The sequence below is a fragment of the Corallococcus sp. AB045 genome (assembly GCF_003668895.1).
GTDB lineage: Bacteria > Myxococcota > Myxococcia > Myxococcales > Myxococcaceae > Corallococcus > Corallococcus coralloides.
Genome location: NZ_RAWN01000020.1, coordinates 1 through 14,636 on the forward strand (window position 1 = coordinate 1; position 14,636 = coordinate 14,636).

The 14,636-nt window shown below is 67.2% G+C and carries 10 protein-coding genes; 2 read left to right on the top strand and 8 right to left on the bottom strand.

All coding sequences use genetic code 11. The features are described from left to right. From D7Y21_RS07320 to D7Y21_RS07330, 3 genes are all read right to left on the bottom strand, one after another. Positions 1–1,491: DNA polymerase Y family protein (locus tag D7Y21_RS07320; RefSeq protein WP_147469207.1), on the bottom strand; the 1,491-nt coding region annotated here is incomplete at its 3' end. An 18-nt stretch (positions 1,492–1,509) separates the two neighbouring features. Beyond that, positions 1,510–2,364 carry an ImuA family protein gene (locus D7Y21_RS07325; RefSeq protein WP_121712138.1) on the bottom strand — a complete coding sequence of 285 codons (855 nt, stop codon included), beginning with the start codon at positions 2,362–2,364 and terminating at the stop codon, positions 1,510–1,512. 247 nt (positions 2,365–2,611) lie between these two features. Next, positions 2,612–3,829: a VWA domain-containing protein gene (locus D7Y21_RS07330; RefSeq protein ID WP_120563052.1), complete on the bottom strand. Its 1,218-nt coding sequence runs from the start codon at positions 3,827–3,829 to the stop codon at positions 2,612–2,614. Between the two features lie 270 nt (positions 3,830–4,099). Here D7Y21_RS07330 and lon point away from each other — a divergent pair, with 270 nt between their 5' ends. Beyond that, positions 4,100–6,559 (top strand): endopeptidase La, encoded by a 2,460-nt coding sequence (gene lon, locus D7Y21_RS07335; protein WP_120563051.1) that lies wholly within the window; start codon positions 4,100–4,102, stop codon positions 6,557–6,559. Positions 6,560–6,649: 90 nt separating this feature from the next. Here the strand turns inward: lon and D7Y21_RS07340 are convergent, their stop codons facing one another. Beyond that, positions 6,650–7,855 carry a cytochrome P450 gene (locus tag D7Y21_RS07340; protein WP_304984691.1) on the bottom strand — a complete coding sequence of 402 codons (1,206 nt, stop codon included), beginning with the start codon at positions 7,853–7,855 and terminating at the stop codon, positions 6,650–6,652. Positions 7,856–7,902: 47 nt separating this feature from the next. Here D7Y21_RS07340 and D7Y21_RS07345 point away from each other — a divergent pair, with 47 nt between their 5' ends. Then, positions 7,903–8,883: an aldo/keto reductase gene (locus D7Y21_RS07345; RefSeq protein ID WP_121712141.1), complete on the top strand. Its 981-nt coding sequence runs from the start codon at positions 7,903–7,905 to the stop codon at positions 8,881–8,883. Positions 8,884–9,068: 185 nt separating this feature from the next. Here the strand turns inward: D7Y21_RS07345 and D7Y21_RS41390 are convergent, their stop codons facing one another. From D7Y21_RS41390 to D7Y21_RS07360, 4 genes are all read right to left on the bottom strand, one after another. After that, the gene (locus D7Y21_RS41390) at positions 9,069–11,468 is read right to left on the bottom strand and encodes a hypothetical protein (protein WP_147469208.1); all 2,400 of its coding nucleotides are present in this window, start codon (positions 11,466–11,468) and stop codon (positions 9,069–9,071) included. Between the two features lie 75 nt (positions 11,469–11,543). Beyond that, on the bottom strand, positions 11,544–12,512 hold the full coding sequence (locus D7Y21_RS07350; RefSeq protein WP_121712142.1) for an FHA domain-containing protein: 969 nt from the start codon (positions 12,510–12,512) through the stop codon (positions 11,544–11,546). Next, positions 12,500–13,846, bottom strand: a complete 1,347-nt coding sequence (locus tag D7Y21_RS07355) for a serine protease (protein WP_121712144.1) — start codon at positions 13,844–13,846, stop codon at positions 12,500–12,502. Before D7Y21_RS07355 ends, D7Y21_RS07350 begins: the two co-directional genes overlap by 13 nt. A gap of 67 nt (positions 13,847–13,913) precedes the next feature. Further along, positions 13,914–14,582 (bottom strand): hypothetical protein, encoded by a 669-nt coding sequence (locus D7Y21_RS07360; protein ID WP_120563047.1) that lies wholly within the window; start codon positions 14,580–14,582, stop codon positions 13,914–13,916. Positions 14,583–14,636: the final 54 nt, after the last annotated feature.

Sequence of the window (14,636 nt, forward strand, 5' to 3'; positions counted from 1 at the left end):
CCGGTACACCCAGGCGGGCCCCAGCCCCTCGAAGTGCACGCGGTAGTAGTCCCTCTGGTACGGGGTGTCCGTCCACCATTCGCCACCCAGTCGCTCCGGCCCCGCCATCGCCGTCACCCGGTGCCGCCGCCCCGCGAGCCGCGCCGCCACCATCTCCCCGGACGCCGTCACCTCCGCGTCCAGCCGGGCCGGCTGGGCCAGGAGCCGCGACGGCCGCTCCCGGGCGGCCCCCGTCTCTCGCCAGACGGTGACGGGCGCTGCTGGCTCCGGCGCCGGAGCCAGCGGTCCGGACGGGGACAGCAGGCCGCGCCGCGTCTCCGGGGGATGGAAGGCCCGGGGCGTATGCGCGGACTCCGGCCGGTGCACGGCCTCCAGGGACGCGGCGAACAGCGCCCCCTCACCCAGCGTCGTCGCCAGCCGCGACAGCACACTCTCCAGGGCCGCGTCCCCCTCCGGCGCGTCCCCCAGCGCCAGCTGCTGGCCCAGGTCCTCGTCGTGCGCGTCAACCCGCACGGCGACCTCCGCCACCGGCCGCTCCAGCCGCAATTCCCCCAGCCGGTACCGCGCCAGGTCCAACAGCAGCTTCGCTTGCGCCGTGGGTCGCGCCAGCAGGAGCGGCACCTGGGCCTCTCCGGTGGGGTCCAGGCGCAGCACGAAGGTGAGCCGCACCGCCGCCCGCTGCCGCCCGGAAAGCCGCGCGCCCATCCGGTCCAGCAGCGTCTTGAGCGCGAACTGCACGGGTTCGAAGGTGTCCGCGGGCGCGTCCAGCACCACCCGGTCCTCCAGCGCCTCCTCCAGCGGCTCCGGAGTGAAGGGCGTGTCGTCCACGCCCCGGCACCGCGCATGGGCCCGGGCCGCGCCCACGCCTCCGCGCGCCGTCACTGCCCCTGCCGGCAGCGCCGCCACCTCGCCCAACGTGGACAACCCCAGGACGGAGAAGGCCTTCGCCGCCGAGTCCTCCAGCGCGCCCAGCGGCAGGGGCGCCAGCGCTCGCGCGCCCTGCCCCTCCGGCACCACCACCACCCGCTGGGAGCCATACCGCGCCAGCACCCGCGAGGTGAACGCCTCCGACGCCACCGTCACGTGCGCCCGGTAGCCCTGCTCGCCGCAGACCTCCAGCACACGCGCGCCCAGCTCCCTTTCGCCGCCCACCAGGTGCGCCGCGCTCGCGTCGAACCACAGCCCGTCCGGCGCGTCGCGCTGGAAGCCAGGACACAGGCCGAGCAGCGACTCCCCCAGCGCGGCCAGCGCCTGGGCTTCGTCCTTCAACCGGTACGGGAAGTTCCTCAGCTCGGGCTCCAGCGCGGTGGCCGCGGTCAGCGTCATCCCCGGCCGCACGCCGGCCTTCAGCGCGCGCGTGGAGGCGAAGGCCACCCGGCGCTGGCCGCGCACCTCCTCCACCAGCACCAGCGGCTGGCCCGCGAGCGCGGGCGACTCAATGACCTTGCGCTGCACCGGGAAGCGCGTGACGTGCAGGTAGCCCCTCCGCATGGCCCACCCTCTTTCCTGTCAGCGGCCGTCCGGGGACAGCGCGCTCCCCAGCGAAGGCATGGGCGCGTCCCGGCCGGGGCGCTGGCCCAGGATGCCCATGCCGTTGCGCACGCGGTCGGCGGGGTCCCGGTAGAAGCCCGGCCCCGCGTCCTCTGGCGTCTCCACGTCCGCGTCCAAGAGCCGCGCCCCGGCATCCAGCCCCACCTCCGGGTAGAGCTCCCGCCAGGGGCTCACGACGCGCGTCCCCACGCCCCCGCCCCGGCTGCGCTCCAACTCCACGGACCAGCCCTGGACGCCCCGGGCCTCCAGCCGCAGCCGCGCGAGCCCGTCCGCGGGCGCCTCCGGCGACGTCAGCAGCAGCACCAGCGTCCCGCCCCGCGACGCCGCGTCCGCGAGCTTGCGCGCCTCCGTCAGGGCCAGCCGCTCCGGACGCCCCGGGGCGCCCACGCCGAGCGTCAGATCCACCACCACCGCCGTGAAGGCACCGCTGCGCGCCAGTTGCACGGCGGCCCACACCCGCTGCGCGAAGGCCTGGGGCCGCACGACGAGCAGCCGCTCCAGGTCCACGCCCAGCGCCGCCGCTGCGGGGGGATAGAGCTCCTTCGGGCCATCCACCCACGCGCACAGGCGCAGCTCCCGGTGCGCGGACGCCACCGCGCGCAACGCCAGGCTGGTGCGCCCCGACGCCGCCTCGCCGCACAGCTCCACCGAGTGCCCCAACGGCAGGCCCCCTTGAGGCAGCAGCGCGTCCACCGCGTCCACGCCCGTGCGCAGCACCGACAGCGCGCTACGGGGCGCCGCCTGCAACTGGCGGATCCGTTCGCGCAGCTCCTCCACCACCGCCAACCCCGACCGTTCGACCGCCGCGCCCATGTGGCCTCCTCGCCTCGCGCACCGCGCGCGCATGGGGCCAGTATCCGAAGCCATCTGACACCCGAACAGGCGGCATTCCGGGTGCGTCGGACCTGTTGCGTCGGGTGCTCCGCTCGACGGAACGGGGCGGATCCGCGCGCATTCTTTTTTTGGCACCGGACATGACAGGTCACGTGCGGGCCCACGAAAAAGGGCCCCGCGTCCTTCGCGGGGCCCTCCGGGTGAGGCCTGGCGGATCAGCTCCGGACTACCCGGCGCACAGCACCTTCACCTCCACCTTCGTGTCGCCCACGCGCCTGAGGCACGGGCCCAGGAAGAAGATGCGCGCGGAGCGATCGCCGCTGGGGGGCTCGTAGCGGAAGTCGCCGTTGGCCGCCGTGCACGTCTTCACGGAGCCGTCCGCGCGCGTGACGTACACCACCGCGAGCCGCGGATCCGGCAGGTTCACCACGGCCACGCTCTGCGCCACCGTGGCCATGTCCGCGATGTCCAGCAGCGTCTGCCGGTAGCTCGGCTTGCAGATGGAATCCAGGTTCGACCGGGTCTCGTCGAACGCCTTCGCCATGTCGCTCTGCCGGTAGCCGGGCCCGTAGGACGTCGGGCAGTCGACGTTGCGTACGTTTGTCGTGCCGCCCGTCGTGTCCACGGTCAGCTCCGCGCGCTTGTCCGTCACCGCCACCGGCCCGATGGTCGCCCACAGCACCTCGCGCGACGCGCCCTGGCTGTCACGCAGGCCCTGGAAGTCCTGGTAGTACTCCGACACCGGGGTCAGCTTGTCCCCCTGCTCCGTGCACGAGTCCACGGCCCGGTCCTGCCCCAGCGCCACCGGGGGCGGCCGCTGCTTGGAGCTGCAGTCCTCCTCGTCGGACACCACCACCACCAGCAGGCGCGAGTCGTCCCGCAGGAAGCCCCCGTTGCCCCCTTCCTCCAGGGGCTTGCTGGCCAGGGGCGAGGCGACCGCCAGCCGCACCGCCTCGAAGGGCGCTTCCTGACCGCTGCCGGAGATTCCCTGGTCCACCAACCGCTGGAACTTGGGCAGCAGCAGCGGATCCGACCCCTCGATGAAGCGCTCGGCGGTGGGCTGGTTCGCCTCGTCCTTCACCGGCTGCAGCCGGCCCTCCTGATCCGGGAAGGAGCGGATCACGTCCGCCCCGTCCGGGAAGATCTGGCGCTGGTACACGGAGGTGGTGATGACCCCCACGCGGAAGTCCTGGGACACGCCGTTGCCCTCCTTCAGCGCGGCCAGGAAGGCGGGCAACTCCGTGGCGATTCCCTGCTGCTCCTCGCTCATGGATCCGGAGTTGTCGATGACGAAGAGGATGTCCGTCTTCTGGGGGGCGACCACTGGAGGGGTCGCCTCGCAGGCATCCGGGACCGTGGAGCCATCGTCATCCACGGGGGAGTGGCATCCGAGCGCCAGGAGCGCGGACAGCGACATCAGGTGGGCGCAGGTATGGAGCTTCACATCGTCCTCCAGTGCGGGGACGCGCGCTCGCGCACCGCATCAGGCGTGAGAGGGGGCGAGCATGCCCCACCCCTTCGCCGGACGCGAGACTTCTGGGCCGTTACATAGAGGAGAGTCGTACAGCCGACGAGGCACGGAAATAACGCACATCGCGTTTGCCATGTCCCTTTTGGTTGTTACGTTGGTTCATCCGCCGCAGAAAACAACCGGATGGTTCACCGGCCCGGCCGCTTGCTGACCGGGTTCAAGCAAGGAAGAGGCCGAACTCCCATGTCTGACGAGAAGAAGAAGGGCACCGCGGCCAGCGCCATGCCCACCGCGATGGCCCCTCCGGGGCTCATCAACAAGGAAGACATTCCGCAGGTGCTGCCCATCCTGCCGCTGCGCAACAGTGTCTTCTTCCCCGGCGGCGTGCTGCCCCTGGCCGTCGGCCGCCAGAAGACGATCGCGCTGATCAAGGACGCCGTCCGTGACGACCAGGTCATCGGCGTCGTGACGCAGCGCCGCGCCGAGGAAGAGGATCCGGGCGCGTCCGACCTGTACACGATGGGCACCGTCGCCCGCATCGTGAAGCTCTTGAAGATGGGCGAGGACAACTACTCGCTCGTGGTCCAGGGCCTCGCGCGCTTCCGCGTGATGGAGCTGGTCCAGGAAGCGCCCTACCTCAAGGCCCGCGTCGACGCGGTGGAGGACAAGACCTCCAGCGAGAACGTCGAAGTGGAGGCCCTGGGCATCAACCTGAAGAAGCTGGCGCGCGAGGTCATCGAGCTGATGCCCGAGCTGCCCGCCGCCGCCACGGAGCTGGTGGAGAGCATCACGCATCCGGGCCACCTGGCGGACCTCATCGCCGCCAACGTGGACGTGCCCATCGAGGAGAAGCAGGCCGTGCTGGAGACGGTCGACCTCAAGGCGCGCATGAAGCTCGTCCTGGAGCTGCTCAACCGCAAGCGCGAGATCCTCAAGCTCTCCAACAAGATCGACTCCGCCGTGAAGGGCGAGATGTCGAAGACCCAGCGCGAGTACTACCTGCGCCAGCAGCTCAAGGCGATCAAGGAAGAGCTCGGCGAGATGGGCGAAGAGGAGGAGGAGCTGGACGAGCTCCAGGAGCGCCTGAAGAAGGCCGCCCTGCCCCCTGAGGTGGAGAAGGTCGCCCAGAAGGAGCTCAACCGCCTGAAGACGATCCCGGCGGCCTCCAGCGAGTACACCGTCGCGCGCACCTACCTGGATTGGATCGCGGACCTGCCGTGGTCGAAGATCAGCGAGGACAACCTCGACATCGAGAACGCGCGCCAGCAGCTGGACAAGGATCACTTCGGCATCAAGAAGGTGAAGAAGCGCATCCTGGAGTACCTGGCCGTCCGCAAGCTGAAGAACGACATGCGCGGGCCCATCCTGTGCCTCGTCGGTCCCCCGGGCGTCGGCAAGACGTCGCTGGGCCAGAGCGTGGCCAAGGCCACGGGCCGCAAGTTCGTGCGCCTGTCCCTGGGCGGCGTGCGTGACGAGGCGGAGATCCGTGGCCACCGCCGCACGTACGTGGGCGCGCTGCCGGGCCGCTTCATCCAGAGCATGAAGAAGGCCGGGACGAAGAACCCGGTCATGATGCTGGACGAAATCGACAAGCTGGGCGCGGACTTCCGCGGCGACCCGAGCGCGGCGCTGCTGGAGGTGCTGGACCCGGAGCAGAACAGCACGTTCAGCGACCACTACCTGGACGTGGCGTTCGACCTGTCGAAGGTCATGTTCGTCGCCACGGCGAACCAGCTGGATCCCATCCCCGGGCCGCTCCGGGACCGCATGGAGATCATCGAGCTGACGGGCTACACGTTCGAGGAGAAGCAGGCCATCGCCCGCATCCACCTCGTGCCGAAGCAGCTCAAGGAGCACGGCCTCAACGGGGACCACATCGAGGTGCAGGACGAGGCGTTGCTCATCCTGACCACGTCGTACACCCGCGAGGCGGGCGTGCGTAACCTGGAGCGCCGCATCGCGGACATCTGCCGCGCGGTGGCGGTGGAAGTGGCCGGTGGCAAGCTGGAGAAGCAGACCATCGGCGCGGAGCGCGTGAAGGAGATCCTCGGGCCCGAGATGTTCTACTCGGAGGTCGCGGAGCGCACGGAGGTTCCCGGTGTGGCGACGGGCCTCGCGTGGACCGCGGCGGGCGGCGACCTGCTCTTCATCGAAGCGACCAAGATGGCGGGCAAGGGCGGCATGACGCTCACCGGCCAGCTGGGCGACGTGATGAAGGAGTCCGCTACGGCGGCCCTGAGCTACCTGCGCAGCAAGGCGGAGGCGCTGGGCATCCCGTCCAACTTCCTGGAGAAGACGGACCTGCACCTGCACTTCCCCGCGGGCTCCATCCCCAAGGATGGTCCTTCGGCCGGCGTCACCATCCTGACCGCGCTCACCAGCCTGCTGACGGGCATCCGGGTGCGGCACGACACGGCGATGACGGGCGAGGCCACGCTGCGTGGCCTGGTGCTGCCGGTGGGCGGCATCAAGGAGAAGGTCCTGGCGGCGCACCGCGCGGGCATCAAGCGCGTCATCCTGCCGGAGCGTTGCCGCAAGGACCTGATCGACGTGCCGGATCAGGCGAAGAACGAGCTGGAGTTCATCTTCGCCACGAAGATGGACGAGGTCCTCAACGCCGCGCTGGAGACGTCTCCGTTCAAGGAGGGCGCCGCGATCACCGCGCCCACCACGGACACGCCCCCGGCGGAAGTCCGGGCGTAAGTCCCTGACGTGAAGCAGTGACGCGGGCAGGTTCCCTTCATCGGGGACCTGCCCGTCGTCTTTGCGGGGCTGCCCTGCCCTGCTTTCGCATCAGTGCGGGTGCAGGACGAGCGGCAGCGTGGCGGGCCCACGCACCACCAGCGTGCGGTGCCACGTCATGGGCTCCGGGCCGGCCTGCAGGTGACGGAAGGCGTCCAGCAGGGCCTCCAGGGCCAGGCGGCCCTCCATGCGCGCCAGCTGCGCGCCCAGGCAGAAGTGGACGCCGTGGCCGAAGGGCAGGTTCTGCGGGCCGGGGCGGGATAGGTTGAAGCGGTCGCCGTCCGGGAAGTGCGCCTCGTCGTGCGCGGCGGAGCCCAGGAGCACCAGCACCGGGGCGCCCTTGGGCAGGCTCACCCCGCCCAGCTCCACCGCCTCCGTGGTGAGGCGCGGCGCGGCCTGGGCGGGCGGTTCGTAGCGCAGCACCTCGTCGATGAAGGCGGGGATGCGCGAACGGTCCGAGCGCAGCTGGGCCCAGATCTCCGGGTGTTCCCTCAGCACGACGAGCGACGCGCCCAGCAGGTGCACCACTGTCTCGATGCCGCCCACCAGCAGGAGCGCCATGAAGGCGATGAGCTCGTCCTTCGACAGGGCCTCGCCATCCACGCGGGCCTGTTGCAGCTCGCTGACCAGGTCCGTGCCGGGCGCGCGGGCGCGGGCGTCCAGCACCTCGCCGAAGTACTGGCGCAGCTCCGCCACCGCGTCGCGGGCCTTCTGCTTGCGGTCCTCTTCGTCCGGCCGGACGGTGGTGACGCCGCCGGTGATCAGGTCCGCCCACTGCTTCAGGCGCGTGGCGCGCGAGGGGTCCAGGCCCAGCAGCTCGCTGATGACGGCGGCCGGGATGCGCAGCGCGTACGGAGGCATCAGGTCCACGGGCACGCCGCGGGGCAGCTCCGCCACCGCCTGCCGGCAGATGTCCCTCACGCGGGGCTCCAGCCGGGCCATGGCGGCGCCGCCGAACGCCTTCTGCACCAGCACCCGCAGGCGGCCGTGCTGGGGCGGGTCCATGGTGAGCATGGACTCGGAGAAGGGATTGCCGCCCAGCCAGGGCGGGTTGGTGGCCACGCGGAAGCCCTGCGAGGAGAAGCGCTGGGGGTCCTTGAGGACGCGCAGCACGTCCTCATGGCGCGACACGGCCCACATGCCACCGGGCTCCACCTGACACACGGGGGCCTCGCGGCGCATGCGGGCGTAGGTGGGATAGGGGTTGGCCTTCACTTCCGGCGACAGGAGGTTGAAGCGCTCGCTCATGCTGGGCATACGCAAGCAGCGAACCTCTCTGGCACCACACACGAAGGAGCGGACCCATGAAGTACGCCAACCTGGGACACACCGGCCTGCGGGTCTCCCGCATCTGCCTGGGCTGCATGAGCTACGGCACCCCGAAGTGGCGCCCGTGGGTGCTGGACGAAGAGGCGGCGCAGCCCTTCTTCCGCCGCGCGGTGGAGCTGGGCGTCACCTTCTTCGACACCGCGAACATGTACTCGGACGGGGTCAGTGAAGAGGTGACGGGCCGCGCGCTGCGCAAGTACGCGAAGCTGGATGAAGTGGTGCTGGCCACGAAGGTCTACTTCCCCACGGGCAGCGGACAGAACGAGCGCGGCCTGTCACGCAAGGCCATCACCCAAGCGTGCGAGGCGAGCCTCAAGCGGCTGGGCGTGGAGACCATCGACCTCTATCAAATCCACCGGATGGACCCGAACACGCCCATCGAGGAGACGCTGTCCGCGTTGGATCAGCTCGTGCGCCAGGGCAAGGTGCGCTACCTGGGCGCGAGCTCCGCGTACGCGTGGCAGTTCATGCGCGCGCTCAGCGTGTCCGAGCGCAACGGCTGGGCGCGCTTCGTGTCCATGCAGAACCACTACAACCTCGTCTACCGCGAGGAGGAGCGGGAGATGCTGCCCCTCTGCGAGGCGGAGGGCGTGGGCGTCATCCCGTGGTCGCCGCTGGCGCGAGGGCTGCTCGCGGGTTCGCGCAAGTCGCTGGACGACAAGGAGGCCACGACGCGCGCGGGCTCCGACACGCTGTCGCCCATCCTCTACAACCAGCCCGGGGACTGGGACGTGGTGGAGGCGGTGAAGCAGGTGGCGGAGGCGCGAAAGGCCCCGCCTGCGCAGGTCGCCCTGGCGTGGCTGTTGTCCAAGCCCGTCGTCACCGCGCCCATCATCGGCGCGACGAAGCCCGAGCACCTGGAGGACGCGGTGAAGGCCGTGAGCCTCAAGCTGACGCCGGAAGAAGTGAAGGCGCTGGAGGCCCCCTACAAGCCGCACGCGGTGCGCGGCCTGTAGACATCAGAAACACCAAAGTACTCGACTTACGGCAGCGACAGAGAGGCTCTCCTTCGGCTGCCACAAACTAACCATGCAAGTCTCATTCAGATCCTCTTCGGCAATTGGGATGTCGCGCTTCAGCTCCATGCGGCAAACATCTAAATGCGGCAAAAAACCAGCAACCACCGCAACAGGCATTCCAATCATTGGCCTCCCTTAGTCGCAGGGGAGTGTTCAATAAACAAAGGAACCGAAAAGCGCCTTCGCGGGTAGTCCTGCCAAATGGACGCAAAGTCCGATTTTTCCTTGAAGCGAAAGCGCAGATACTCCGCAGAGCCAGAGATGTGCGCCCTGGGAACAACTATCAACGCACCACCATCCATCAACGATGGAATCCCAGAGAACTGGAAAGCGCTTGGATGAAATGCCTCCAGTTTTCGACCGCGATGATCCTGAAGAAGAACAGTCCCCCGCCCATAGGGGTCCAAACGAAGGCCCGAGAAGAAGAAAACAGTGGGCATCAAACCCGATGCCTCCAGTTTCCCCATGACCTCACTAATGGCACCACAGGCATTCTCTATCTCAACTCGATCCGGAAAGTCGACCCGCTTATGCTCCAGTCGATTCCTAACAGAGCTGACATTGGCCGCATCTAGCTTCTGCGTCGTCTCATGCAACTCTCGAATAATTGCATCGCGATCTGCTTCAGACAAATTCATCAACTCGATCTTATACCGAAATGGCAACTGAAAGAGCTTTTGTTTGTCGTGATACGAAGGCATTTCCTTGGCTGGCCTCAGCCACTGCTCCGGCGAGGCAAGCAACTCAGCACAAAGCTCCGCAAGAATCGAGAAGCCCTGAATGAGAGGATACAGCGTGTTCTTGCCGGAGCTTTCGAACTCTATCGCTCCGTCCGCCGTCTTTCTTCGTCCGCTCAATCGCCTCGCCATGAACTCGCGAGCTTCATCGAAATTACACTGAAACCGACTAACTGCATAGTGATCCTGCAAGAGCAGCCAGCTAGAAAATGAGAGACTATAGTCAAGCGCCTCTTCCAGCGAGACAAAAAAGTTCACAGCCGCACTGCGAATGTTTTCTTTATCACGCTCTTCATAGCCGCTGCCTTTTCTAGCAACCTCCAAAAGGCGATCAAGCCGCTCCCAAAACAACCGTTGATAGGACGGAAAGATCCGTATATCAAAACCGAGCTTCCATAAAATTTTATCAACAAGCCGATCTTCCTCTTTGCGATCTTGAGGCATCTTGAACGCACTCAACCGCAGAGCATCAAAAGTGCGTCGCAAGTAGACAGGACCAGAAAGAAGAAGATTAGACACGACTTGCCTAGGCTCAGTTGCATGCACATAAGCATCCAACCTAGACCGGATTGACTCCCCATCTACGTGTCTCAACTTCCAACCGAGCTCCTCCACGTCACGAGGGTCACAGAAGACATCACCAACGAGACGCCTCAGTCGCGCCATTTCAATTTGCTGAAACAATGGCGACACACGAACACCGAACTGGGAGCATTCACATGCCACGTCAAGCCAATTCCCAAGCGACCTCTGTATCGGAGGCATACGCACTTCGGTCTCAGGGATGAAGATGACGCGCCTCTCAATCAGCGCCTCAATACTCTCAACAACATCCACACTCGAGGCAATCATTATCAGCTGAAGAACCTCGTCAATCTTCAACCTTCCGACTATCTGCTCAGCCGTTCCATCTACAGCTCGCCTAAGCTGCTTATCCTTAGGCAGCCTGGGACGCAGAAGCCCGGCCTTGGTGGTCAACAACTCCTTCAAGATTTGCCGCAGCTCGGCCTCAGAAAATGAACTACTCAAGAACCACGGCAAATCTTCCAAGGAAAAATCATCATAATAATCAGGCGAGTAGTCGACAAGAAGATGAACCCAATTTCTCTCATCCTCCTTGAAGACATAATTACTGGCAAGCTCCAGCAAATCAAGAAGTCCAATAACTTTCCCTTCGGCATCAGCTATGTCCACCGGATGCAACGACTCGCAAGAGGGATCGGAGCAGTATCGAACGGGTACCGTACTGAGCGGCGGGACATATCTGTACTGGTGCGACTCAAGAACCCCTAGCGGCCCAACCAACAGCGTCCCAACTTGAAAAACTCCAGTGGGAGTTTCATCCAGCAACTCAAGAGTCTGCAAATGAGACAAGTCGCCAGTATGATTCGGAAACTTATCAAAGAACCTATCATGAAGAATGCGACCACCGACCCAAGGCAGCTTTAGACTTCCTTCCAATAGGTGACCATGCAGCATTGCCTCAATGGCCCCGACATCAGTCCGGTCTGGGTCAATTAGAAGCTTGTGATGTGAGAACTTCAGAATGAGCGCCAACGCTCGCTCGTCTTCTGAGCTATCCGGCTCATCTTTGGCTAGCTCAACAAGTGCTTGGCTACCTTCTGCGGTGGGGATCACTTGCCGGCCCAGCCCAGCGGCGGGCTTAAGCGCATCAGTAATAACCCCTCCAGTATATAATATATGTATAGCAGCTATTCTTCTTGCTCGAGCCTGAGAGTCCTTGTCTGGAAGGACCGCATCTATATCGATCTTAGGCTTTGCCATATGCAGGAGATTATAAGGTTTTGATGAATCCGGGTGAACTAGCCAGTGCCACTAGGCAGTCGGGGTGGACGCGCCTCAGCGCTCCTTCACGAGCGCGTCCACCTTCTTCTCCAGCGGCTTCACGTCCTCGAAGAACGAGTCCATGGAGTGCGCCGGGGCCAGGCGCAGCACCGGCGGCAGGAGCGAGCGGGGGAACTCCAGCTCCTCGCTGAAGGGCTCGTTGCCCAACACCTCCGACGCATTCGTGAGGATCATCACGCCCACCGACGCGATGACGAGCCCGCGCACCACCCGCTTGCCGCTCCAGCGCGTCACGTAGCGCAGGTGCCAGTAGAGCCCCCACCCCACCAGTCCCAACACGGCCAGCATGCGTCCAAAGGCCAGCCACGAGCCCAGCGAGAAGCTGAAGCTCACGAGCGCGAACAGGGGCGGCAGCAGCGCGAAGCCCAGCAGCACCAGGGCGGCGATGGTGGCGTGCACGCGGAAGTGGAAGCGCTTGCGCGCGATGCGGCTCGCCAGCGACCAGCCCCCGGCCCACAGGAGCGCCAGTCCCAGGGGCACCACCGCGGACATCAGCAGGTCGCCCCAGTCTGTCTTCCGGAACTGGGTCACCCGCTCGGAGATGAAGGACGTCACGACCAGCGCCTGCATCGTGAGCGCGAAGGCCCGGGGGCGCTCGAGCAGGCGCTCGCTGGGGGCTTCGGGGGCTTCGTTGACGACGGTGTCCTCCACCACGAAGGAGCGGGGTCGGAAGCGCAGCACCGTGTCCCCCACGGACACGCGCGCGTCCGGGGTGATGACCAGTTCCTTCAGCGCCGCCCACGGCTCCACGCTGAAGGTGCCGTTGACGCTGCCCACGTCATGCAGCACCACCGCGCCGTCCTCGCGCCGCTCCAGGCGCAGGTGTTCGGCGGAGACCTTCGGGTCGTCCAGGATGATGTCGTTGGCATAGCCGCGCCCTACCGTCACCGGCAGCATGTCCAGCCGGTGGCGGGACTGGACGGCGTCCCCTTCCAGCACCTCCAAGAAGATCACTTCGCCCACGACAGACCCTCCAGGTAGCGGCGCGCCAGCTTGCGAGCGTTCTCCGCGGAGAAACCGCCCAACGTGAGGCTGGTGTCCACGCCGCGCGTGGATGCGTTCAGCGTGGCCGCGCGCAGCACCAGGTCGTAGAGGCCCGGGAAGCGGCGGTAGGCGCGCAGGCAGATGGCGGCGCGCACCGTGAGGCCGTTCACGTCCACGAACTCCGACTTGCAGCGGAAGTTGGTGACGTCCTCGCGCGTGGCGGCCACCGCGTCCGGGTCCTGCGAGAAGAGCGTGCTGTAGAGCGCGGAGAAGCGCATCGCGCCCAGCTTCTGGCTTTCGACGTGCTGGTGCAGGTAGGCCACCACGCCCGTGCGGTGGCTGGAGGACAGGAAGATGTCCTCCTCGGAGGAGCACTGGTAGCTCGTCACCGTGTAGGGCGTCTCCGGATCATGCGGCGTGTCGCCCCAGCACTTGAGGAAGGGGCTCCAGCGGCCGGGGACGCGGTACTCGCCCAGCGACTGCTTCGGCAGGTCCGTGGCCATCAGCCGGTCGGTGATGCGCTGCTGGTTGGCCAGCAGCTGATCCTTCACGGATGTCATCAGCGCGGCCGGATCCGGAGGCGCTTCCTGCTCCAGAGCCCGGTCGAGCAGCGCCCGTGCACGGGCCACCGGCACCAGGAAGCCCACCTGGTTGCCCATGGTGGCCACGTTGACGCCCACGACGCCGCCTTCTCCGCTGAGCGTGGGCCCGCCGCTCATGCCGGGGTTGATGGCGCCGGTGAAGTGCACGCGCTCGTAGAGGGCGTCGCGCACCAGGCCGTTATAGGTGCCCTCCACGATGGTGGTGCCCAGGTCGCGCGGGTTGCCCATGGCGAACAGGCGCGTGCCCTGCGGCGGTTCGTGCTCCTCCAGCTTGAAGTAGTCACTGATGGGGGCGTCCACCTGGATGACGGCCAGGTCGCTCGCCACGTCCACCGCGAGCAGGCGCACCGGCACCGTCGCGTCGCCGCGGTCCAGCTCCGCGGTGTAGTCCTCCGGGTGGAGCACCAGGTCGGAGACGACGTGGTAGTTCGTGAGGGCGTGGCCCTTCGCGCTCACGAAGAACGCGGAGCCAATGGAGGACTTCGTCCCGGAGCGGCGCTCGATGATGCGCACCTGCGAGACGCGGCCCTGGATGCGGCGGAACAGCTCGTGCGTGGCCGGAGTCAGCGACGCCACCGGCAGGGGCGACACCACCGCGTCCGCGACGCCAGCGTCCGGCACCGGAAGGACCGGCGGGGCTGGGGACGCCGAAGGATCCGGAGGAGCCGCAGGCCCCTGCGCGAGCACGGCGACAAGGAGAAGGGAGAACATGGGCGGTGGCACCGTATCCCACCGCGAGCCCCACCGGGGGACGCCTTGGCCCTCCTGTCAGGCCACACTACGGAGTGGCCGGCCCCTCCCCCTGCCGGCGACGGCGCCAGGCCGCGTACGACACCAGCAGGGCCCCGGCCAGGGTGCCCGCCAAAGCTCCTGCAAGCCGCCGGGAGACGACGCCCGCCACCGGGGCCTCCATGCGGAAGGTCTCCAGCGAGGCGCGCACCCCGGGGGCCAGGGCGTCCCAGCGGGCGGCGGGCGCGCTGACCGTCACCACTGCGTGGCGGCCTTCGGAGGCCAGCCCCGTCACCAGCACCGTGCGCACCTGCCCTGCTTCACGGAGCGTCCCCAGCACCTCCACCCGAGGCACGGGCCCGCCCACGCGGTCCACCCGCTCCGGCGTCAGCGCCACGCCCAGCTCCCGTTGGAAGTGCTGGACCACGGCGGTGGAGAAGGAATCGCGCTCGGATGGACTGGCGGAGAAGTCCCCGTCCACCACGGCGATGAGGAACGTGGCCGCGTCCGGGCCCTCTCCGTCCGCCAGCGCCGCGGACAGGCCGCGCGTGCGCACGCCGTCCTCCGACACCGCGCCCACCTGCGAACCGGTGTAGCGCTCCCAGCGCGTCATCCGGAACGTGTCCGGAGGCCGGAAGCTGTAGCCGTCCCGCCGCAGCTCCGTGCCGAGCGCACCGGACAGCGACAACCACACACCGGTGAGGACGGGCAGGAGCACGGGCCCCGAGGATAACCCCGAAGCCCGCGCCACGCCCGCTCCCCTGCCCCGCCG

Bases quoted from the DNA above. Each gene is read 5' to 3' on its own strand.
- D7Y21_RS07355 (WP_121712144.1), bottom strand. From the start codon at position 13,846: ATGTTCTCCCTTCTCCTTGTCGCCGTGCTCGCGCAGGGGCCTGCGGCT.
- D7Y21_RS41390 (WP_147469208.1), bottom strand. From the start codon at position 11,468: ATGGCAAAGCCTAAGATCGATATAGATGCGGTCCTTCCAGACAAGGAC.
- lon (WP_120563051.1), top strand. From the start codon at position 4,100: ATGTCTGACGAGAAGAAGAAGGGCACCGCGGCCAGCGCCATGCCCACC.
- D7Y21_RS07325 (WP_121712138.1), bottom strand. From the start codon at position 2,364: ATGGGCGCGGCGGTCGAACGGTCGGGGTTGGCGGTGGTGGAGGAGCTG.
- D7Y21_RS07340 (WP_304984691.1), bottom strand. From the start codon at position 7,855: ATGCCCAGCATGAGCGAGCGCTTCAACCTCCTGTCGCCGGAAGTGAAG.
- D7Y21_RS07345 (WP_121712141.1), top strand. From the start codon at position 7,903: ATGAAGTACGCCAACCTGGGACACACCGGCCTGCGGGTCTCCCGCATC.